The organism is Streptomyces sp. NPDC000404 (genome assembly GCF_040300365.1).
Classification (GTDB): domain Bacteria; phylum Actinomycetota; class Actinomycetes; order Streptomycetales; family Streptomycetaceae; genus Streptomyces; species Streptomyces ramulosus.
The window spans coordinates 688153-707625 of record NZ_JBEPDN010000001.1; the positions used below are offsets into that span (position 1 = coordinate 688153).

22 protein-coding genes are annotated in these 19473 nt (G+C 72.4%); 13 read left to right on the top strand and 9 right to left on the bottom strand.

Translation table 11 applies throughout. The features are described 5' to 3' along the window. Positions 1–30: 30 nt before the first annotated feature. The 3 genes from ABT345_RS03070 (at position 31) to ABT345_RS03080 (ending at position 2282) form a co-directional block, all read left to right on the top strand. Entirely contained in the window at positions 31–828 is a 798-nt protein-coding gene (locus tag ABT345_RS03070) for a metal ABC transporter ATP-binding protein (protein WP_345083923.1), read from the top strand. A gap of 3 nt (positions 829–831) precedes the next feature. After that, a complete protein-coding gene (locus ABT345_RS03075) occupies positions 832–1740 on the top strand; it encodes a metal ABC transporter permease (RefSeq protein ID WP_345083925.1) in 909 nt (302 codons plus the stop codon). Positions 1741–1859: 119 nt separating this feature from the next. Continuing rightward, on the top strand, positions 1860–2282 hold the full coding sequence (locus ABT345_RS03080) for a Fur family transcriptional regulator (protein WP_345083927.1): 423 nt from the start codon (positions 1860–1862) through the stop codon (positions 2280–2282). A gap of 70 nt (positions 2283–2352) precedes the next feature. On the opposite strand, the gene ABT345_RS03085 is transcribed toward ABT345_RS03080, so the two are convergent. From ABT345_RS03085 to ABT345_RS03100, 4 genes are all read right to left on the bottom strand, one after another. Beyond that, a complete protein-coding gene (locus ABT345_RS03085) occupies positions 2353–3171 on the bottom strand; it encodes an isoprenyl transferase (RefSeq protein WP_345085093.1) in 819 nt (272 codons plus the stop codon). An 88-nt stretch (positions 3172–3259) separates the two neighbouring features. Then, positions 3260–4006: a DNA repair protein RecO gene (gene recO, locus ABT345_RS03090; protein ID WP_345083929.1), complete on the bottom strand. Its 747-nt coding sequence runs from the start codon at positions 4004–4006 to the stop codon at positions 3260–3262. A gap of 297 nt (positions 4007–4303) precedes the next feature. Beyond that, complete coding sequence (locus ABT345_RS03095; RefSeq protein ID WP_345083931.1) at positions 4304–4531, bottom strand: hypothetical protein; 228 nt, start codon at positions 4529–4531, stop codon at positions 4304–4306. Continuing rightward, complete coding sequence (locus ABT345_RS03100) at positions 4528–4722, bottom strand: hypothetical protein (RefSeq protein ID WP_078654204.1); 195 nt, start codon at positions 4720–4722, stop codon at positions 4528–4530. Before ABT345_RS03100 ends, ABT345_RS03095 begins: the two co-directional genes overlap by 4 nt. A 1081-nt stretch (positions 4723–5803) precedes the next feature. Here ABT345_RS03100 and ABT345_RS03105 point away from each other — a divergent pair. From ABT345_RS03105 to ABT345_RS03130, 6 genes are read left to right on the top strand one after another with little or no spacing between them, the layout of a single operon-like run. Beyond that, a complete protein-coding gene (locus ABT345_RS03105; RefSeq protein WP_345083935.1) occupies positions 5804–7273 on the top strand; it encodes an ATP-binding protein in 1470 nt (489 codons plus the stop codon). After that, positions 7270–7698 carry a roadblock/LC7 domain-containing protein gene (locus ABT345_RS03110; protein ID WP_345083937.1) on the top strand — a complete coding sequence of 143 codons (429 nt, stop codon included), beginning with the start codon at positions 7270–7272 and terminating at the stop codon, positions 7696–7698. The genes ABT345_RS03105 and ABT345_RS03110 overlap by 4 nt, the downstream gene beginning before the upstream one ends. Further along, the gene (locus ABT345_RS03115) at positions 7695–8054 is read left to right on the top strand and encodes a DUF742 domain-containing protein (RefSeq protein ID WP_030286933.1); all 360 of its coding nucleotides are present in this window, start codon (positions 7695–7697) and stop codon (positions 8052–8054) included. Before ABT345_RS03110 ends, ABT345_RS03115 begins: the two co-directional genes overlap by 4 nt. Before the next feature lie 28 nt (positions 8055–8082). Continuing rightward, complete coding sequence (locus ABT345_RS03120; RefSeq protein ID WP_345083940.1) at positions 8083–8661, top strand: GTP-binding protein; 579 nt, start codon at positions 8083–8085, stop codon at positions 8659–8661. Beyond that, the gene (locus ABT345_RS03125; protein WP_345083941.1) at positions 8658–10067 is read left to right on the top strand and encodes a cytochrome P450; all 1410 of its coding nucleotides are present in this window, start codon (positions 8658–8660) and stop codon (positions 10065–10067) included. Before ABT345_RS03120 ends, ABT345_RS03125 begins: the two co-directional genes overlap by 4 nt. Beyond that, positions 10001–11224, top strand: a complete 1224-nt coding sequence (locus tag ABT345_RS03130) for a cytochrome P450 family protein (RefSeq protein WP_345083943.1) — start codon at positions 10001–10003, stop codon at positions 11222–11224. Before ABT345_RS03125 ends, ABT345_RS03130 begins: the two co-directional genes overlap by 67 nt. 75 nt (positions 11225–11299) lie before the next feature. On the opposite strand, the gene ABT345_RS03135 is transcribed toward ABT345_RS03130, so the two are convergent. Together ABT345_RS03135 and leuA are read right to left on the bottom strand one after the other, a co-directional pair. Next, entirely contained in the window at positions 11300–12007 is a 708-nt protein-coding gene (locus tag ABT345_RS03135; protein ID WP_345083945.1) for a TerB family tellurite resistance protein, read from the bottom strand. Between the two features lie 261 nt (positions 12008–12268). Then, positions 12269–14047, bottom strand: a complete 1779-nt coding sequence (gene leuA, locus ABT345_RS03140) for a 2-isopropylmalate synthase (RefSeq protein WP_345083947.1) — start codon at positions 14045–14047, stop codon at positions 12269–12271. 346 nt (positions 14048–14393) lie between these two features. Between leuA and ABT345_RS03145 the strand changes: the two genes are divergently transcribed. The 4 genes from ABT345_RS03145 (at position 14394) to ABT345_RS03160 (ending at position 16534) form a co-directional block, all read left to right on the top strand. Then, the gene (locus tag ABT345_RS03145) at positions 14394–15470 is read left to right on the top strand and encodes a M4 family metallopeptidase (protein ID WP_345083949.1); all 1077 of its coding nucleotides are present in this window, start codon (positions 14394–14396) and stop codon (positions 15468–15470) included. A 47-nt stretch (positions 15471–15517) separates the two neighbouring features. Continuing rightward, positions 15518–15784: a protealysin inhibitor emfourin gene (locus ABT345_RS03150; protein ID WP_345083951.1), complete on the top strand. Its 267-nt coding sequence runs from the start codon at positions 15518–15520 to the stop codon at positions 15782–15784. A 275-nt stretch (positions 15785–16059) separates the two neighbouring features. Further along, positions 16060–16236, top strand: coding sequence for a hypothetical protein (locus tag ABT345_RS03155; protein ID WP_345083953.1), 177 nt, complete (start codon positions 16060–16062; stop codon positions 16234–16236). An 85-nt stretch (positions 16237–16321) separates the two neighbouring features. Then, positions 16322–16534 carry a DUF4287 domain-containing protein gene (locus ABT345_RS03160; RefSeq protein WP_345083955.1) on the top strand — a complete coding sequence of 71 codons (213 nt, stop codon included), beginning with the start codon at positions 16322–16324 and terminating at the stop codon, positions 16532–16534. 59 nt (positions 16535–16593) lie between these two features. Here ABT345_RS03160 and era read toward each other — a convergent pair whose 3' ends face one another. The 3 genes from era to ABT345_RS03175 all read right to left on the bottom strand — a co-directional run bounded on the left by era (position 16594) and on the right by ABT345_RS03175 (position 18904). Further along, positions 16594–17532: a GTPase Era gene (gene era, locus ABT345_RS03165; protein WP_030286952.1), complete on the bottom strand. Its 939-nt coding sequence runs from the start codon at positions 17530–17532 to the stop codon at positions 16594–16596. A 269-nt stretch (positions 17533–17801) separates the two neighbouring features. Further along, positions 17802–18167 (bottom strand): cytidine deaminase-like protein, encoded by a 366-nt coding sequence (locus ABT345_RS03170; RefSeq protein WP_345083957.1) that lies wholly within the window; start codon positions 18165–18167, stop codon positions 17802–17804. Next, positions 18164–18904, bottom strand: coding sequence for an AAA family ATPase (locus ABT345_RS03175; RefSeq protein WP_345083959.1), 741 nt, complete (start codon positions 18902–18904; stop codon positions 18164–18166). Before ABT345_RS03175 ends, ABT345_RS03170 begins: the two co-directional genes overlap by 4 nt. Positions 18905–19473: the final 569 nt, after the last annotated feature.

Below are 19473 nucleotides of genomic sequence, written 5' to 3' on the forward strand. Positions count from 1 at the left end.
AGCCACCCCGGGCCCACGAAGGAGGTCAGCATGGAAGAAACGTCACCCCGGCGGCCGGACGACCGCCCGGTCATCGAGCTGCGCGGCGCCACCGCGTCGCTCGGCGCCCGCCCCGTGCTGCGCGGTGTCGACCTGACCGTCCACGCCGGCGAGGTCGTCGCCCTGCTCGGCGCCAACGGCTCCGGCAAGTCCACCGCCGTCCGCTCCGTCATCGGCCAGGTGCCGCTGACCGGCGGCGACCTCACCCTCTTCGGCACCCCGCTGCGCCGCTTCAAACAGTGGCACCGCGTCGGCTACGTACCGCAGCGCACCACGGCGGCGGGCGGGGTGCCCGCCACCGTCCGCGAGATCGTCAGCTCCGGGCGGCTGGCCCGCAGCCGCTTCGGACCGCCGCGCCGCGCCGACCGCGAGGCCGTCCACCACGCGCTGGAGCTGGTCGGGATGGCCGACCGCGCCAAGGACTCCGCCGCCGCGCTCTCCGGCGGCCAGCACCAGCGGGTGCTGATCGCCCGCGCGCTGGCCGTCGAACCGGAACTGCTGATCATGGACGAGCCGATGGCCGGGGTGGACCTCGCCAGCCAGGAGGTGCTGGCGGGCGCGCTGCGCGAACAGGTCGCCCGCGGCACCACCGTCCTGCTCGTGCTGCACGAACTGGGCCCGCTGGAGCCGCTGATCGACCGGGCGGTGGTGCTCCGCGACGGCTGCGTCGTCCACGACGGGCCGCCGCCCGAGGCCGTCGGCCAGCACGCCCTGCCGGGCCACGACCACGTCCACCCGCACGCCGACGACACGGCCCCCGCCACGCTGGGGACGGGACTGCTGAGCTGACCCATGGAAATGTTGACCTACGCCTTCATGCAGCGGGCCCTGATCGCCGCCCTGATCGTCGGCATCACCGCGCCCGCCATCGGCATCTACCTCGTCCAGCGCCGCCAGTCCCTGATGGGCGACGGCATCGGCCACGTCGCCCTCACCGGCGTCGGCCTCGGCTTCCTGATCAACAGCAGCTCCGCATGGGCCGGTCCGGTGTGGATCGCCACCTTCGTCGCCATCGCCGGCTCCATCGCCATGGAGCTGATCCGCTGGTACGGCAAGACCCGCGGCGATCTGGCGCTGGCCATGCTGTTCTACGGCGGCATGGCGGGCGGGGTGATGCTGATGAACCTCTCCGACGCCGGCTCCAACGCCAACCTCAGCACCTACCTCTTCGGCTCGATCACCACCGTCTCCGCGCAGGACATGACGGCGATCTGCGTGCTGGCCGCGCTGGTCCTGGCGATCACCGTGGGGCTGCGCCGCCAGCTCTTCGCGGTCTGCCAGGACGAGGAGTTCGCCCGCGTCACCGGTCTGCCGGTCCGGCTGCTCAACCTGCTGATCGCGGTCACCGCCGCGGTCACCGTCACCGTCGCGATGCGCGTCGTCGGCCTGCTGCTGGTCTCCGCGCTGATGGTGATCCCGGTCGCCGCCGCCCAGCAGATCAGCCGCAGCTTCGCGGTCACCTTCGCGCTGGCCGTGGCGATCGGCGTCGCCGTCACCCTGACCGGCACCGCGACCTCGTACTACGTCGACGTGCCGTCCGGCGCGACGATCGTGCTCTTCGCCATCGCCGTCTTCGTCCTCTTCACGCTGCTCGCCGCGCCGCTCGCCAGGAAACGCGCGCGGGCCGCCGCCGGGGGCGCCGACGGGTGCACCCTGGAAGTACCCGGGGGCCGCACTCCGGCGGACGACGTACGGGTCTGAGCGCCGGTCCGGTCCGCGGGCGCCGCGGGGGTGTAAGTGTCCCCCCGGCGATCCGGTCATCACCTGGCACAATGGCCACACGCCCGTCCAGGGGGACGACCACGACCTAGGAGGCAACGGTGGCGACGAGCGCGGGATCCCCGGTACGCGGCCGGTCGACGCGACAGCGCACCGCGGTGGCGGCCGCTCTCGACGAGGTCGACGAGTTCCGCAGCGCCCAGGAACTGCACGACATGCTCAAGCACCGGGGCGACTCGGTGGGCCTGACCACCGTCTACCGCACGCTCCAGTCGCTCGCGGACGCCGGCGAGGTCGACGTCCTGCGGACCAGCGAGGGCGAGGCCGTCTACCGCCGGTGCAGCACCGACGACCACCACCATCACCTGGTCTGCCGCTCCTGCGGCAAGGCGGTCGAGGTGGAGGGCCCGGCGGTGGAGAAGTGGGCCGACCAGATCGCCGCCGAGCACGGCTTCCGCGATGTCGCCCACACCATCGAGATCTTCGGCACCTGCGGCGACTGCGCCGGAGCCGAACAGAAGTAGCCGCGCCCCGGCACGGCGAAAGGGCCGCCTCCCCGAGCGGGAGGCGGCCCTTTCGTGTGCCCGGCGGCCGTCAGGTCGCCGACTCGCCCTCGGCGATCGGCGCGGCGCCGAAGCGGCGGTCGCGCTTGGCGTACTCCAGGCAGGCTTCCCAGAGGTTCCGGCGGTCGAAATCAGGCCAGAGAATGTCCTGAAACACCATCTCGGCGTAGGCGCTCTGCCAGATCAGATAGTTCGAGGTGCGCTGTTCGCCCGACGGGCGAACGAAGAGATCGACGTCCGGCATGTCCGGGTAATACATGTACTTGGCGACGGTCTTCTCGCTGACCTTGGACGGATCGAGTTTGCCCGCCTTCACGTCCGCGGCAATGGCCGCGGCGGCATCCGCGATCTCCGCCCGGCCGCCGTAATTCACGCAGAAATACAGCGTCATCGCGTCATTGTCCTTGGTCTGCTCCTGGGCGATCTGGAGCTCCTGGACAACGGACTTCCACAGCTTCGGCATACGCCCGACCCACCGGATACGAATACCCAGTGCATCCATTTCGTCACGCCGCCGCCGGATGACATCGCGATTGAAGTTCATCAGGAAGCGGACCTCGTCCGGTGAACGCTTCCAGTTCTCGGTGGAGAATGCGTAGAGCGAGAGGTTCTTCACGCCCATTTCGATGCAGCCCTTGAGGACGTCCAGGACGACGCCCTCGCCGACCTTGTGGCCTTCGGTGCGCGGCAGTCCGCGTTCCTTGGCCCAGCGGCCGTTTCCGTCCATGACGATGGCCACGTGCTCGGGAACCAGCTCCCCGGGGATCTTCGGGGGACGCGCACCGGAGGGGTGCGGCTCGGGCGTCTCGTATTCGCGTCGATTACGGCCCAGAATTCCGCGTCGTGCCATGCGGCCCACGTCTCCCATTGTCTTGAATACCGAGGTCGATTGAGTTCGCCGGGCGGCTGCGCGCCACCACCCGGACCATACCGCCGGGCTATTTCTCCACGTACCGGAGCGACCGCAGTCCGCGCTCCAAATGCCAGTGCAGATACGCCGCGACGAGCGAGCTCCCCTCCCGGACGTGCCGGGGTTCGCTCGCGTCCGCGGTCTCCCAGTCGCCGGTCAGCAGCGCGCTGAGGAGCCCGATGGCCTCCGAGGAGGGTACGACGCTTCCCGGCACCCGGCAGTCGCCGCACACCACCCCGCCCGAAGCGACCGAGAAGAACCGGTTCGGGCCGGGCAGCCCGCATTTCGCACAGTCGCCGAAGCTGGGGGCGTAGCCGTTCACCGCCAGCGAGCGGAGCAGGAAGGCGTCGAGCACCAGATGCGGTTCGTGCTCGCCGCGCGCCAGCGTCCGCAGCCCGCCGACGAGGAGGAGGTACTGCTGCACCGCCGGTTCGCCCTCGTGGTCGGTGAAGCGCTCCGCCGTCTCCAGCATCGCGGTGCCCGCGGTGTAGCGGGCGTAGTCGGTGACGATCCCGCCGCCGTACGCCGCGAGCGACTCGCTCTGGGTGCACAGCGGCAGCCCGCGGCCGACCAGCTCGCTGCCGCGGGCGAAGAACTGCACGTCGACGTGGGAGAACGGCTCCAGGCGCGCCCCGAACTTCGATTTCGTCCGCCGCACCCCGCGGGCGACGGCCCGTACCCGCCCGTGGCCGCGGGTGAGCAGCGTGATGATCCGGTCCGCCTCCCCGAGCTTCTGGGTGCGCAGCACGATGCCGTCGTCGCGGAACAGACTCATGGCGCCATTGTCCCGCATGCGCAGAGGGCGGCGGGGCGGCCGGGTGGGGCGGGGAATGCCGGGCGGTCGGGGGTGGGAGATGCAGTGTGGCCGGGGCGGCCGATGTCCGCGCCGCCGGTGCGGGCGGGGCGGGGCGGAAATGCCGGGAACGGCGGAAATCGCGGAAAGCTCGGGAAACTCGGAAAACCGGGGAATCGCGGCGGGCAAGGTGGCCGGGGAATTGCGCATCGGCGGACGAACGGGCCCGCCGGGCGGCGGGGTGGAGCCTTTCCGGCCCGGACCCCGCCGGGAAGGGCGTCAGGCCAATTCGCCTCTGCTGCGGGCGTTCACGTACGCGGTCGTCGCCCGGAGACGCTCGGTGACGGTGGCCGGCCGCACCGTCGTACGGGCACATTCCCAGTCCCGGCCACCGCCGATCGGCCGCAGCCGGAGGATTTCACCGTCGACCGCCACGACCTTGCCGACCCGCGCCGTACGGATATCGAGGGCGAAGGCGCCGACCGGTGGCCGTCCCGCGGCGTTCATCGTTCCCCCAGCGCGTCCGTCAGCCGCCGGGCGACATCCATCGTGCAGCGGCCCAATTCCACCAGCGGGAGCATCGCGTAATTGGCACAGGAAACGGGGTCGGGACCAAGGGACGGCAGGACGATTCCCGCGCGTGCGAGGGTATTTCGCAATTCTTTGGTGACGGATTCAACTTCTTCGATCCGGTCCATCGGAGACCCACACCTTCTGTCGGGGCTTTCGCCGTTGGGGGGTAAAGAGTGACCCCTCGGCCCGGACTGCGCAACGAGGGGCGCACCGCAAAGCCCGGATCGGGTAACCGGAGCGGGTTATGGCCAATGCTTCACATGACGGTGAACACCGGACGGTCCGGGCCGCATTCACAGGCGCCGGGCCGCCGGTCCGGTGAATGGCCGCGGCCCCGCACGAGGCGGCCCGTTCGCGCATGCATTCCTTTTCCGGGACCGCCCCCGCGGGCACGGCCGGAGGCGGCGCGCGAGACCGTAAGACCCCATTCGGCACGTCGCCCCTTATTTCGGTGTGCCGGGGAAATCCGGCCGTTCTTTCGAGAAAGTCTCGGAGGGTGAGCGAAAACCCGTCAGCCTGGAGGGATTTCACGACAGCGATCACGCCGGGACCGCCGCCGCGACACCCTCTCCCGGGCGATACGGCGCAAGAGGGCCAAGGGCGTGCGAAGGTGTGGAACGGCGCGCGGGAATGCCTTGTGCGCCGGGGTCGGAGAGCGGCCGCGGACGGCCTCCGGGAGCGCGCCGCGCGCCCATTTAGATCACCGGGTGCCGCCTCGTCAACCGCCCTCCCCGGGCCCGGCGTTGTGTGGCGATCGTCGCCCGCCCATCCCTGGTGAAGGGCGCGGCGGACCCCTACGCTTTTCCCGTCGCCGCGGCTCTCGCCGCGGGCATCCCTGACCTGGCCACATCGGCGTCGGAGGAAGGCACGCAATGCACCGCCGCCCGCTCGAACACCCCGCCGCGGCGCACCCGCATCCGCGGCGGCGGCACCTGCGGCAACCGCCGCGGGCGCGGCGACCCTCCGTGTGCCACCGCCGCCCGGGAGCACCCCCGCCCGCTCCCCGCCCGGCCACCGGGATCGCGGCACACCTTCCGCACCTCTCCGACCACCCCGGGAACGGCCCGTTACCGCAGCCGACGCGCCGGTAACATTCCGTCAGGTCCGGTCCCCCGTGGCTGTTCAGCTGCCCGAGGCTTCCTCGCGCCGCCGGCGGCGTGCGGTCGGCACCGTGACGACCGGCCCGTTCCCCCAACAAGGATCTCGATGACATCCATACCGGAGGCACTGTTGTGGTGCCTCAGTGCAGGAACGGCCGCCGCCGTGGTGCTGGCCGCGTGCCTGTTCCGCGCCCAGCGGCAACGCACGGCCCTCGCCGGGCGCCTGGCCGCCGCCGAGGAACAGCACGCGGCGACGGTACGCGGCAACACCGAGCTGACCGCCCGGCTGCGGGCCACCGAGGCGGAGATCCGGCATCTGGCCGGTGCGCGCATCCCGGATCTGACGACGGCGCTCTCCCACCCGCACGTGCCCGTCCGCGGTCTGCTCGACGGGCGGTTCGCGGACTCCGAGACCGATCACGCGCTCACCGCCGTGCTGGACCAGATCTCCGAGGCGGTCGCCAAGGAGCGGCTGCGGGTCGACGCCGCCGCCCAGGCCACGCTGCGCGGCGCGACCACCACCATCCAGGCGCTGCTCTACCGCCTGCAGACCGCGCTCCAGGAGATGCAGCACCGCTACGACGACCCGTCGGTCGCCCAGGACCTGCTCCACGCGGACTTCCTCAACGAGCAGGCGCTGCGGCGCATCCAGGCCACCGGTGTCGTCTGCGGCGCCTGGCCGGGCCTGACGCGCGAGGACTCCTACCTCGCCGAACTGGTCGTCGGCGCCACCTCCCGGCTGCGCGGCTACGAGCGGGTGCAGGTCAGCAACCAGCTGCGGGACCCGGTGGCGGTCGTCGCCCGCGCCGTCGAGCCGGTCGCGATCACCGTCACCGAGCTGCTCGCCAACGCGCTGCACCACTCGCACCGGGAACTGCCGGTCACCGTCACGCTCCAGCAGGGCAACCGCGGCGCGTCGGTGATCATCGACGACTACGGCGTCGGGATGCACGCCGACGAGATCGAGCACGCCATGGCGCTGATGTCCGGTGAGCGGGAGGTCATGCTCACCCAGCTCGGCGACCCGCCGCGGGCCGGATTCGCCGCCGCCGGGCAGCTGGTGCGCCAGTACGGCTTCGGGGTGCACGTCGAGTCGTCGCCGTACGGCGGTGTCCGCGCGGTGATCTACATCCCGGGCGACCCGCTCCTGACCGTCCTCGACGAGAGCCGGCAGCCGATGTCCGTCATGGCCCCCGTGCCGCACCGCCCGGCCGCCTCGGCGGGCTCCGCCGTCCCCGCGACGGGCAGCGGCACCAGCCCCGCGCCGGTGGCCGCCCCGCAGCCGTCCGCCCAGCACGCCCCCGCACCGGCCACCGAGCCGTTCGCGGCCGCGCCGGGCGGGCACCCCGACGCCGGGGCCGGCCCGGGCGCCGAGGGCGACCTGCCGCGCCGGCGCCGCCGCCGGCCGACCGCCGAGCCCGAGCCGAACCTGCCGCGCAGTGAACCGGTCGCCGACCGTACGCCGGAAGAAACCGCCTCCCGCTGGGCCGCGCTCCAGCAGGGCACCGAGTCCGGGCGGGCGGCCGCCGCCCGTCCGGAGCCCCCTCGCTCCCCCGAAGGGAATCCCCACGCATGAACACCTCGACCCGCCGCCGTGTCACCGAGGACAAGTCCTGGGTGCTGGCGCCGCTCCTGGAGCTGCCGCATGTTATCCACGCCGCCGTCATCTCGGGTGACGGATTCATCGAGGGCTCGTCGCCGGGCCTGACCCGTGAGTCGGCCGAGGGCGTCGCCGCGATGATGTCCGCGCTGCAGGGCGCCGGGCGGGCGGTGACCGCCGCCTTCGCCGAGCGGACCGACGCCACCTTGCGGCAGACCGTCGTCGAGTCCGAGCAGGGCTGGGTCTTCGCCATCCCCGCCGGTGAGAACACCTGCCTGGCGGTCTTCGCCGCGCCGGAGGTCAACATGGGCATCGTCGCCCACCACATGCAGGTGCAGGTGTCGACGCTGGGCGCCAAGGTCATGAACAGCCCGGCCCGGGACCTCGGCAGTCCCGCATGACCCCGCGGCAGAACGGCAGGCGCCTGGTGCCGGCCTACCTGGCCACCGGCGGGCGGGCCCGGCCCAGCCGCAACACGCTGGACCGGCTGACGCTGCTGCACGGCGTGGACATGCCGCCCACCAGCGAGCTGCGGCCGGAGGAGCGGCGCATCCTGGAGCTGCTGCGGCCCGGCGCGCTGTCGCTGGCCGAGGTCGCGGCCCATCTGCGGCTGCCCGTCAGCGTGGTGAAGGTCCTGGTGGCCGATCTCGTCGACGCCGGACGGCTGCACGCCCGTGTCCCCATACCCGAAGCCGAGCAATTCGACCGGCAGATCCTGGAGAGGGTTCTCGATGGACTCCGCTCTCTCAAGTCCTAGCGGCGCTCCCGCCACCCGCGGCGGCTCCATGTACCTGTCCGGTACCGACCAGACGCTCGTCAAGCTGCTGGTCGCCGGGCCGTTCGGGGTCGGCAAGACGACGCTGATCCGCGCGCTGTCGGAGACGCAGCCGCTGCACACCGAAGAGGTGATGACGCAGTCCGGCGCGTTCGTCGACGACCTCGCGGGGGTGCGGGAGAAGACCACCACCACCGTCGCCATCGACTTCGGGCGGCTCACCCTCCCCGGCGATCTGGTGCTGTACCTCTTCGGCACCCCGGGGCAGAAGCGGTTCCGTCCGCTGTGGGCCGACATCGCCCGCGGCGCGCTGGGCGCCCTCGTCCTCGCCGACACCCGCCGCCTGGCGGACTCCTTCGAGGTGATGGACATCATCGAGGAGGCCGGGCTGCGGTACGCCGTCGCGGTCAACACCTTCCCGGACGCGCCGAGTTACGACACCGAGAAGCTCCGCGACGCGCTCGACCTGCACCCCGAGACGCCGCTGGTGCTCTGCGACGCCCGCGACCGCGACCAGTCCGTCGACGCGCTGATCTCCCTCGTCGGACACGTGCTGGCCCATACGCCCCAGGAGAACCAGAACCCGTGACTTCCCCGTACGAACCGGGCGCCGTCCCGCCGCCCGGCTGCCCCGCGCACGCACACGGCGGCGCGGCCCCCGCCGGACCGCCGGACGGCTACGCGTCGGGCCCCGGGCACGGCGCCCCCGGGCCGGACCCCGCCGAGCAGAGCGGGCTGGTGCGGTTGTACGACCCGGAGTTCGCGGCCGATCCGCACCGCTACTACGCCTATCTGCGGCAGTACGGCGCCCTGGCGCCCGTCGAGATCGGCACCGGTGTGACCGCGATGCTGGTCACCGACTACCGCGCCGCCCTCGACCTGCTCAACGACACCACCACCTGGTCGAAGGACTCCCGCAGCTGGCAGCAGACCGTGCCGCCGGACTCCGCGGTGCTGCCGATGCTGGGCTGGCGGCCGAACGCGCTGTTCTCCGACGGCGACACCCACCGGCGCTACCGCCAGGTGATCACCGACAGCTTCCGGCTCGTCGAACCGCACGAACTGCGCGCCCGCGTCCGGCACGCCGCCGACAGCCTCATCCGGAAGTTCGGCGCCCGCGGCGACGTGGACCTCATGCCGGAGTACGCCCAGCGGCTGCCGCTCTTGATGTTCAACGACCTCTTCGGCATGCCCGAGGAGTACGGCGACCAGCTGATCGCCGCCGTGGGCGGGCTGATGGACGGGGCGACGGCCGACGAGGCGGGCAGCGCGGACGCGGCGTTCACCGCGTACATCATGGAGCTGGTCGGCCGGAAGAAGGCCGAGCGGGGCGCCGACCTCACCTCGTGGTTCCTCGACCACCTCAACGGGCTGAGCGACGAGGAGGTCATCGCCCAGATCGTCGTGACGCTGGCCGCGGGCAACGAACCGCTGTCCAACCTCATCGGCAACGCCCTGTCGCGGATGCTCTCCGACGACCGGTACTACAGCACCCTCTCCGGCGGCGCGCTCACCGCGCAGGACGCCATCAACGAGGTGCTGTGGAACGACCCCCCGATGGCCAACTACTCCGCCCACTACCCGCGCCGCGACGTGTTCTTCCACGGCACCTGGGTGCGCGCGGGACAGCTGGTGCTGGTCTCGTACGCGGCGGCCAACACGCAGTTCGGCGAGGTCGCGCTCGACGACCGGTCGGGCAGCGGCGCCCATCTGGCATGGGCGGCGGGACCGCACATGTGCCCCGTCCAGCGGCACGCCCTGGTGATCGCGACCACCGCGATCGAACGTCTCACCGCCTGGCTCTCCGACATCGAACTCGCCGTTCCGGCGGAGGCGTTGACGTGGCGGCCCGGCGGGTTCCAACGGGCCCTAGCGGCTCTACCGGCCCGCTTCACCCCGATCACTCCCGACCAGGCAGGAGCAACACCATGGGACAACAGCCCGTCGCCCTCGACCCGACCGGAGCCGACATCCACGGCGAGGCAGCACGCCTGAGCGCACTGGGCCCCGCCGCCCTGGTCCAGCTGCCCGACGGCCCGGTCGCCTGGTCAATCACCAGCCACGCCCTGCTCAAGGAGCTGCTGACCGATCCGCGGGTCTCCAAGAACGCCCGTGAGCACTGGCCCGCCTGGCAGCGGGGCGAGTACCACGAGACCTGGCTGCAGACCTGGGTCGGCGTGAACAACATGTTCACCGCGTACGGCGCCGACCACCGGCGGCTGCGGAAGCTGATCGCCCCGGCGTTCACCGCCCGCCGCACCGAGGCGATGCTGCCGTCCGTCGAGCGCATCACCACCGCGCTCCTCGACGACCTCGCGACGCTGCCCGCCGGCGTCACCACCGATCTGCGCGCCGGGTTCGCGCACCCGCTGCCGATGCAGGTCATCTGCGAGCTGTTCGGCATCCCGGACGGCGACACCCGCGCGGAGCTGGCCCGGCTCGCCGAGAGCATCATGACCAGCGTCGACCCCGAGGAGGCCGGGGCCACGCTGGTGGCGACGCATGAACTGCTCGGCAACCTGGTCGCGTTGAAGCGGCGGGAGCCCGCGGACGACCTGACCAGCGTGCTGGTCTCGGCGCGCGACGACGACGGCCAGAAGATGAGCGAGGCGGAGCTGATCGACACGCTGCTGCTCGTCCTCGTCGCCGGTCACGAGACCACCGTCAACCTCATCGGCAACGCGGTGCACTGCCTGCTCACCCACCCCGACCAGCTCCAGCTGGTGCGCGACGGGAAGGCGGGCTGGAACGACGTCATCGAGGAGACCCTGCGCTGGGCCCCGAGCGTCGCCAACCTGCCGCTCCGCTTCGCCGTCGAGGACATCGAGATCCCGGGCGGCCCGGTCATCCGCCAGGGCGAGCCGATCCTCGCGGCCATCGCCGCCACCGGCCGGGACCTGAAGCACCACGGCCCCACCGCGGGCGCCTTCGACATCCTCCGCCCCGCCCCCGAACACCTCACTTTCGGCCACGGCGTCCACCACTGCCTCGGCGCCCCGCTGGCCCGGATGGAGGCGCGGACCGCGCTCCCGGCGCTCTTCGACCGCTTCCCGGACCTGGAGTTCGCCGTCCCCGCCGAGAAGCTGGAGCCCGCGGGCGGCTTCATCGTCGGCGGCTTCCGTGAGCTGCCGATACGCCTGACCCAGGGCTGATCCGCGCCGAACGGCCGTCGGCCCCGCCGCCCCTCACGGGCTGCGGGGCCGACGGCCGTTCGGCGTCCGGACCGGTCAGGACGGGGTGCGGGCCGCCGCCAGCAGGCGCTCGGTGTCGGCGCTCGCCAGCGTCAGCGCGGTGCCGACGGTGGCCAGCACCTCCCGCTCGGCGGGCGTGTACGCGCCGTCGGCGAGGGCGATCCGGGCCGCCTGGAGCAGCAGCGCCTCGCGGCCCGCCGGGGCGAGGTGCGGGGCGAGCGGCCCGAGGGAGGAGTGCAGCTCGATGGCGAGGGCCGTCCCGCACGGGTCGAGGCCGCGGGCCGCGCCGTCGTCACCGGTCAGCGTCTCGAAGGCAGGGCTCAGCGCACCGGTGTCGGCGGCGAGCGCGGCGAGCAGGGTGAGCAGCTGGTCCTCGCAGCAGTCGGGGAATCCGGCGTCGCGGACGGTGGTGACGGCGGTCTCCCGCACCGCGCGCGAGGCGGTGCCGCCGGCCGCCAGCAGCGCGAGGGTGACGGTGTGCACGGCGTCCCGCAGCATCGCGGAGAGCCGCACGGTGGTCGGGTGGTCCAGGGCGTCCGGGGCGAAGCGGCCACGGCAGGCGGAGCATTCGACGACCGGTCCGGCCTGGCCGCGGGAGAGCAGCGGGAGGCCGAGGACGGTGAGGCGGCGGCGTCCGGTGCGGCGGCGGTAGTTGCGGTCGCCGCCGCAGTCGGGGCAGAAGAACTCGCCGTCGGCGACGGTCCGCCAGGACGTGCGTACGCCCACCACACCCAGCTTGACCATCGCGTCAGACCTCCGTATCTCCCCCGTAGCCATGAGGGCACCGAACGTCTGCTTCTCGGCCCCTTCGCCGCACCGACGTGATGTTAGCCACATCCGCGATCCGGCGTCAGCACCCCGGACGGACAACGGCCGAATGACGAAGGGTGCGCCCCGCCGGGGGCAGGCGCCGGGCGGCGGATTGACGCGCGGTGCCCCGCCCGCCGCGCACACGGGGTACGGGCGGACGGGGCACCGGGGAGGCGGGGGCTGTGCCCCGGGCGGTCAGCGGGCCGCGCGGTTGACCGCCGAGGCGACGGCCTTGATGGAGGCGCGGACGATGTTCGCGTCGATGCCGACGCCCCACAGGACCTTGTCGCCGATGGCGCACTCGACGTACGCGGCGGCCTGGGCCGCGGCGCCCTCGCTCATGGTGTGCTCGACGTAGTCCAGGACCCGTACGTCCGCGTCGATCGCGTGCAGCGAGTCGATGAACGCGGCCAGCGGGCCGTTGCCGGTGCCGGTCAGGACGGTGTCGGCGCCATCGACGACCGCCTCGACGGTCAGCGCGTCGGTGCCCTCGCTGGTCGTCGAGGTCTGCGCGGAGCGCAGCGCGATCCGGCCCCAGGCGTTCTCGGGCGTGGGCAGGTACTCGTCCTGGAAGACGGACCAGATCGCCGCCGGGGTGACCTCGCCGCCCTCGGCGTCGGTCTTGCCCTGGATGGTGCGGGAGAACTCGATCTGCATCCGGCGCGGCAGGTCCAGCTTGTGGTCGTTCTTCAGGACGTACGCGATACCGCCCTTGCCGGACTGCGAGTTGACGCGGATGACCGCCTCGTAGGAGCGGCCGACGTCCTTCGGGTCGATGGGCAGGTACGGCACCGCCCACTCGATCTCGTCGACGCTCTTGCCCCGGGCGGCCGCGTCGGCCTCCATGGCGTCGAAGCCCTTCTTGATGGCGTCCTGGTGGGAGCCGGAGAAGGCGGTGTAGACCAGGTCGCCCGCGTAGGGGTGGCGCGGGTGGACCTCCATCTGGTTGCAGTACTCGCTGGTGCGGCGGATCTCGTCGATCTGCGAGAAGTCGATCTGCGGGTCGACGCCCTGCGAGAAGAGGTTCATGCCCAGGGTGACCAGGTCGACGTTGCCGGTGCGCTCGCCCTGGCCGAACAGGCAGCCCTCGACGCGGTCGGCGCCGGCCATCACGGCCAGTTCGGCGGCAGCGACGGCGGTGCCGCGGTCGTTGTGCGGGTGGGTCGACAGGCAGACGAACTCGCGGCGGGTCAGCTTCCGCGACATCCACTCGAAGCGGTCCGCGTGGGTGGAGGGGGTGGAGCGCTCGACCGTGGCGGGCAGGTTGAGGATGATCTCGCGGCCCTCCTCGGGCTGCCAGACGTCGCAGACCGCCTCGCAGACCTCCAGCGCGAAGTCCAGCTCGGTGTCGGTGAAGATCTCCGGGCTGTACTGGTAGCCGAAGATCGTATCGTCGCCCAGGATCTTCTCGGCGTACTCCATGACCAGCCGGGTGCCGTCCACCGCGATCTGCTTGATGTCCTCCTTGGAGCCGCGGAAGACGACCCGGCGGAAGGTGGGGGCGGTGGCGTTGTAGAGGTGGACGGTGGCGCGGTGGGCGCCGCGCAGCGACTCGACGGTCTTCTCGATCAGGTCCTCGCGCGCCTGCGTCAGGACGGAGATCGTCACGTCCTCGGGGATCGCGCCCTCTTCGATGATGGAGCGGACGAACTGGAAGTCGGTCTCGCCGGACGAGGGGAAGCCGACCTCGATCTCCTTGTAGCCCATCCGGACCAGCAGATCGAACATCTCCCGCTTGCGCGCCGGGGACATCGGGTCGATCAGCGCCTGATTGCCGTCGCGCAGGTCGGTCGAGAGCCAGCGGGGGGCCTTGGTGATGCGCTTTTCCGGCCAGGTGCGGTCGGGGATCTCCACCGCTTCGTACCGGCCGTACTTGTGGACCGGCATCCCGGAAGGCCGCTGCGTCCGGGTGGCGTTGGTGACCGGGGTGGGACGGCCGACGGCGTTCTCGGCGGGGGTCGACGGGTTCGACATGGTGCGTGGGGCTCCTCGTGCAGTCCGCGGAAGTCCCCGGTCCGGGCTGGTCCGGGAGCCGGGGAAGGCCGACGGGGCGATCGCTCGCAGCACCGAACTCCGCGGGGAGGGGGTCGGCCTACGACTACAGGCCCTCGCCGCGGCAGCTAAGGAGAAGCAGCCCGAAACGCATGATGCCTTGCACCTTAACCGAGCCGATCGAGTCCTGCGGCCCCGTATCAGTATGCGGGACCGCGTGGACAGCACGGCCGGAATGCGATCGGGCACACGTTTTTGCACCACACCTTTTCGGGAAATTCAGGAGCGGGCAGTGACACGGGCGTCACGCAATGCGACATTTGCGGGTATGGACGTCACCTCGAAGCCGGACACCCCGGCCACTCCCGTTTTCTGCACGATCGTGCCGCCCCACCTCCTCGACAAGCTGGCACAATCCGACGCTCCTGAACACCACGAGCCGGCCCGCCGCACCCTCGAACACGACACGCTCCTGCGCACCCGGCGCCACGAGTGCACCCTGCGCGCCGCCGCGGCGCGCGCCGCCGGCTCCGACAAGCCCAACCGCACCATCTACGACGCGCAGCACAGCCAGGACCTCCCCGGCACCAAGGTGCACTCCGAGGCCGACAAGGCCTCCAAGGACGCCTCGGTCAACCGCGCGCACGCCGGGCTCGGCGCCACCTTCGAGCTGTACCTCAAGGTCTACGGCCGCCACTCCATCGACGACGCCGGCCTCCCGCTCAACGCGACCGTCCACTACGGCGAGAAGTACGACAACGCCTTCTGGGACGGCGAGCGGATGGTCTTCGGCGACGGCGACGGCAAGCTCTTCAAGGACTTCACCATCCCGGTGGACGTCATCGGCCACGAACTCACCCACGGCGTCACGCAGTACACCGCGGGCCTCGACTACAACGGCCAGTCCGGCGCGCTCAACGAGTCCGTCTCGGACGTCTTCGGCTCGCTGATCAAGCAGTACGCCCTCAAGCAGAGCGCCGACCAGGCCGACTGGCTGATCGGCGCCGACCTCCTCGCGGCCGGCGTCAAGGGCACGGCGCTGCGCTCCATGAAGGCGCCGGGCACCGCGTACGACGATCCGAACCTCGGCAAGGACCCGCAGCCGGCCACGATGGCGGACTACGTCGACACCATCGACGACAACGGCGGGGTGCACATCAACTCCGGCATCCCCAACCACGCCTTCTACCTCTTCGCCACGGCGGTCGGCGGCAACGCCTGGGAGAAGGCCGGCCAGGTCTGGTACGACGTGCTGACCGGCGGAAAGCTGAAGAAGGACGCCAAGTTCGCCGACTTCGCCAAGCTGACCATCGAGGCGGCGAAGACCCGCTTCGGCGGCTCGGGCGCCGAGCACGAGGCCGTCGTCAAGGCGTGGTCGACCACCGGCGTCGTCACCGCCGAATAGGGCAGCCCCGGGACGTCTGCGGCGTCCCGGGCGGGTAGGAGCCACCCATGCACATTCACATCAGACGCACCGGTGGCTTCGCGGGCATCGAGCGCCGTGCCGAGGTCGACACCTCGGCGCGGTCCGACGCCGACGACTGGCACACCCTCGCCGAACAGTCCCTCGCCCAGGGGCACACCGAGCCCCCGACCGGGGTCCCGGACGGCTTCCGCTACCAGATCACCGTGGACGGCAGGACCGTCTACTGCGCCGACCCGCGCCTGACCGAGGAGCAGCGCACGCTGATCACCCGGGTACTGAAGGAGGGCGACTGACGTACGGCGCACGGAAGTTGACGGACGGAGGGCGACGCGGCCGGTGGGCCACGCCGCCCTCCGTCCGTCCCGCCGGGCCGATCCCGCCGTGACGACGGCGCCGGATCCCTCCTCCCGCTCCCCCTCTTCCCCGACGGCTTTCTCTGGGGCGTCTCCGCCTCCGCCGCGGACACCGGCGCCGCCGGCCAGCCGGCCGCGGGTGGACGACAGCGCTGTCGCCGGCCAACGGCGCGATCCGGGTGGGCTGATACGGGCCGCTGCAGATCCTGCGCGCCGTGCGAGCGGCGGCGGTGGCGCCGCCCGGCGTGGCGAAGGAGCCGGTGCCGGCGTGGGTGACGGGCGCCGGGGCGGGCAAGGACCTCGGCGTCCTCCACATCGCCCCTGCGCTCCCCCAGGTCATCGCCCCGGTGCCGGGCGCGGTGCCGGTACGGCGGATACGAGGGGTGGCGTGAACGGCCGGGCGCCGGGCGGGGGTTGCGGCGTCCGCCGGGCCGCGCGGGCCGGGCCGTTGTCAGTGGTGGGTGAGACGCTGAGGGCATGACCGAAACCGTGCAGGGCCCCGCGAGTTACTTCCCGTCGATCGAGAAGAAGTACGGCCGTCCCGTCGGCCACTGGCAAGGCCTCATCCGCGCCTCGCCGCTGACCCGGCACAAGGAGCTGGTCACCTGGCTCAAGGAGGAGCACGGGCTGGGCCACGGCCATGCCAACGCCCTCGTCGCGCACACCCTGGCGGAGCGGATGGCCGGGTAGCCGCCCGTCCGGCGTGCGTGCGACGGCGGCACGGGCCGGGCGGCGTGGGCCCTGAGGTCCTAGAAGCCCAGCTTGCGCAGCTGCTTCGGGTCGCGCTGCCAGTCCTTGGCGACCTTGACGTGCAGATCGAGGAAGACCGGCGTGCCGAGCAGCGCCTCGATGTGCTTGCGCGACTTGGTTCCGACCTCCTTCAACCGCTTGCCCTTGGGGCCGATGATGATGCCCTTCTGGCTGGGGCGCTCGATGTAGACGTTGGCGTGGATGTCCAGCAGCGGCTTCTCCGCGGGCCGGCCCTCGCGCGGCAGCATCTCCTCGACGACCACGGCGATGGAGTGCGGCAGCTCGTCGCGTACGCCCTCCAGCGCCGCCTCGCGGATCAGCTCGGCGACCATGACCTGCTCGGGCTCGTCGGTGAGGTCGCCCTCGGGGTAGAGCGGCGGGCTCTCCGGCAGCAGCGGCACCAGCAGATCGGCGAGCAGGCCCACCTGCGCGTCACCGACGGCGGAGACGGGCACGATCTCGGCCCACTCGATGCCCAGCTCCTTGCCGAGGCGGTCGACGGCGAGCAGCTGCGCGGCCAGCGTCTTGGAGTCCACCAGGTCCGTCTTGGTGACGACGGCGATCTTCGGGGTCTTCTTGATACCGGCCAGCTCGGAGGCGATGTAGCGATCGCCCGGGCCGAGCTTCTGGTCGGCGGGGAGGCAGAAGCCGATCACGTCGACCTCGGCCCAGGTGGTGCGGACCACGTCGTTGAGCCGCTCGCCGAGCAGGGTGCGCGGCTTGTGCAGCCCCGGGGTGTCGACGAGCACGAGCTGCGCCTCGGGGCGGTGCACGATGCCGCGGACGGTGTGGCGGGTGGTCTGCGGACGGTTGGAGGTGATGGCCACCTTCGTGCCGACCAGAGCGTTCGTCAGGGTGGACTTGCCCGCGTTGGGGCGGCCGACGAAGCAGGCGAAGCCCGCGCGGTGCGGGGCGGAGGAGTCTGTACGAGCGCTCATGGCGCCCATTGTCCCCGATCCCCGCGGCGCGACCGACCACCGGCCGCCCCGGCGGACGGCGGACGCCCGGCCGGCGGCGGTCCGGCGACCACGGCGAACGGCCCGGGAGCGGGCCGGGCACTGCGGACGGCGGCGCCGTGGCCCGGCCCGCCGGACGGGGTCCGCCGACGGCGGGCGGGGCGCCGCGCTCCGGCCCGGACGCCGCCTCGCCGCCCCCGGGCGCGGACGCCGCCCGCCAGGGCTCAGGCCCGGACGCCGCCCGCCAGGGCTCAGGCCTGGGCGTCGCCCGCCGGGGCGGTGACCCGCAGGGTGCCGTCGGGGCCCGCCACGAGCACCGGGGTGGCCGGGCCGCCCAGGTCCGCGACGGCCGCGCGGTCCGCGTCGGCGGCGTGCTCCGCCTCGGTGACCACGGCGGCGGCCTCCAGCGACCGCGCGCCGCTGGCCACGGCCATCGCCACGGCGGTCTGCAGCGCGCTGAGCTTCAGCGAGTCCAGGGCCACGGTCCCGGCGACGTAGGTGCGGCCGGTCTCGTCGCGTACGGCGGCGCCCTCGGGCACGCCGTTACGGGCCCGCGCCGAACGCGCGAGCGTGATGATCTTGCGGTCTTCGGGGTCCAGCGGTGCGGCTTCGCTCATACGGGCGAGCATATGCGGGGGCCGGGCCCGGCGGTCCCGCGGGGCGGCGGGGTTCCGGCGCCGTCCGCGCCCCGCCGCTGCGGTGCGGCATCGAAGCGGACGGCCGCCACCCGCTCCCGGGTACGGGCGTCCAGCGCCACCAGCGAGGTCACCTCGGCGAGCGCGTCGGGCAGCTCCGCCGAAGGCCCCCCGGTGGGACGGTCCAGGGTGCGCAGCAGCCGGTCCAGGCCGCGGCAGTGGCGGGCGAAGACGCGGCGGCGCACCCAGCGGGCGCGGGCCCGCTGCCCGGAGAGCGCGGTGGCGGCGCCGACGTCCAGCAGGACCAGATGCAGCGTCCGGCCGTGGCGCGCGGCCCCGCGCGCCAGCAACCGCCGCAGCCAGGCCCGGCTCCCGCAGTCGTGAACCAGCACCGGCCCCGGCCCGCGCAGCGCGGCCACCACCTCCCGCAGCAGCCGCCAGCGCGCCCACGGCCGGTAGACCGGGTACGGCAGCCAGTGCGGCATCACCGCCTCGCAGGCGAGATGCACGGCGCGCGGATCGATCACCCGCGCCGCGGACGCCCCACCGGCCTCGTCCCTCCGGTCCGACCAACGCCCCAGCAGGGTGCTCTTACCGCTGCCCGGCAGCCCCGCAACCACGACGACGGCATCACGCGGATACCGAAGGACACCGGGCACGACATCCACGGCCCGCAGATCCAGCAGCCCACAAGGCCGGGCTTCATCAAGAACGGGCATGTCATCGGCCCCACCGCCGGATGCCTCACGGGATGCATTGCCGGACACTCCGCCGAACGCCTCACCGGCCGCGGCGCGGAACAGCTCCCCGGGCGACTCCCCAGACGCCCCCTCGGGCACTGCCCCGTTCCGCTCCCCCGCCCCCGAGGCATCCCCCTCATCCATTGGTGTCCGTACGGCGGGTACCGGGCGGGCCGGCCCCCCGCCCGTCCGCTGTTCGCCCATCCCGCTGGTGATGTCGGATCCCCCTTGCCGCACGCTGCTTCCGGCCCAGCTTCGCACGGCCGCGGGAAGGGCCGGGAGGGGCAGGCCGGAGGCCGGGCTCGCCACCAGGCGAGCACCAGCAGGCGGGCAGGGGGCCTGCCGACAGCCCCCGCCCCGAGCCAAGCCCCGGACGAACACCAGCCACAGCCGACCGCAACCCCTGCGACACGCAGAGGTGGTGGGTTCGGGGGTGGTGTTACGGACGTAAAGCGGAGCAGTCCGTAACACCACCCCCGACCGAAAAGCACCACTCAGAACAACAGGAAAACAAAAGCGTTTCAGGTATTGCGTGGTTTTGTGGTAAT

Coding starts and splice junctions, on each gene's coding strand:
- ABT345_RS03070 (WP_345083923.1), top strand. CDS start 31: ATGGAAGAAACGTCACCCCGGCGGCCGGACGACCGCCCGGTCATCGAG.
- ABT345_RS03075 (WP_345083925.1), top strand. CDS start 832: ATGGAAATGTTGACCTACGCCTTCATGCAGCGGGCCCTGATCGCCGCC.
- ABT345_RS03085 (WP_345085093.1), bottom strand. CDS start 3,171: ATGGCACGACGCGGAATTCTGGGCCGTAATCGACGCGAATACGAGACG.
- recO (WP_345083929.1), bottom strand. CDS start 4,006: ATGAGTCTGTTCCGCGACGACGGCATCGTGCTGCGCACCCAGAAGCTC.
- ABT345_RS03095 (WP_345083931.1), bottom strand. CDS start 4,531: ATGAACGCCGCGGGACGGCCACCGGTCGGCGCCTTCGCCCTCGATATC.
- ABT345_RS03100 (WP_078654204.1), bottom strand. CDS start 4,722: ATGGACCGGATCGAAGAAGTTGAATCCGTCACCAAAGAATTGCGAAAT.
- ABT345_RS03105 (WP_345083935.1), top strand. CDS start 5,804: ATGACATCCATACCGGAGGCACTGTTGTGGTGCCTCAGTGCAGGAACG.
- ABT345_RS03110 (WP_345083937.1), top strand. CDS start 7,270: ATGAACACCTCGACCCGCCGCCGTGTCACCGAGGACAAGTCCTGGGTG.
- ABT345_RS03115 (WP_030286933.1), top strand. CDS start 7,695: ATGACCCCGCGGCAGAACGGCAGGCGCCTGGTGCCGGCCTACCTGGCC.
- ABT345_RS03120 (WP_345083940.1), top strand. CDS start 8,083: ATGTACCTGTCCGGTACCGACCAGACGCTCGTCAAGCTGCTGGTCGCC.
- ABT345_RS03130 (WP_345083943.1), top strand. CDS start 10,001: ATGGGACAACAGCCCGTCGCCCTCGACCCGACCGGAGCCGACATCCAC.
- ABT345_RS03135 (WP_345083945.1), bottom strand. CDS start 12,007: ATGGTCAAGCTGGGTGTGGTGGGCGTACGCACGTCCTGGCGGACCGTC.
- leuA (WP_345083947.1), bottom strand. CDS start 14,047: ATGTCGAACCCGTCGACCCCCGCCGAGAACGCCGTCGGCCGTCCCACC.
- ABT345_RS03145 (WP_345083949.1), top strand. CDS start 14,394: ATGGACGTCACCTCGAAGCCGGACACCCCGGCCACTCCCGTTTTCTGC.
- ABT345_RS03150 (WP_345083951.1), top strand. CDS start 15,518: ATGCACATTCACATCAGACGCACCGGTGGCTTCGCGGGCATCGAGCGC.
- ABT345_RS03160 (WP_345083955.1), top strand. CDS start 16,322: ATGACCGAAACCGTGCAGGGCCCCGCGAGTTACTTCCCGTCGATCGAG.
- era (WP_030286952.1), bottom strand. CDS start 17,532: ATGAGCGCTCGTACAGACTCCTCCGCCCCGCACCGCGCGGGCTTCGCC.
- ABT345_RS03170 (WP_345083957.1), bottom strand. CDS start 18,167: ATGAGCGAAGCCGCACCGCTGGACCCCGAAGACCGCAAGATCATCACG.
- ABT345_RS03175 (WP_345083959.1), bottom strand. CDS start 18,904: ATGCCCGTTCTTGATGAAGCCCGGCCTTGTGGGCTGCTGGATCTGCGG.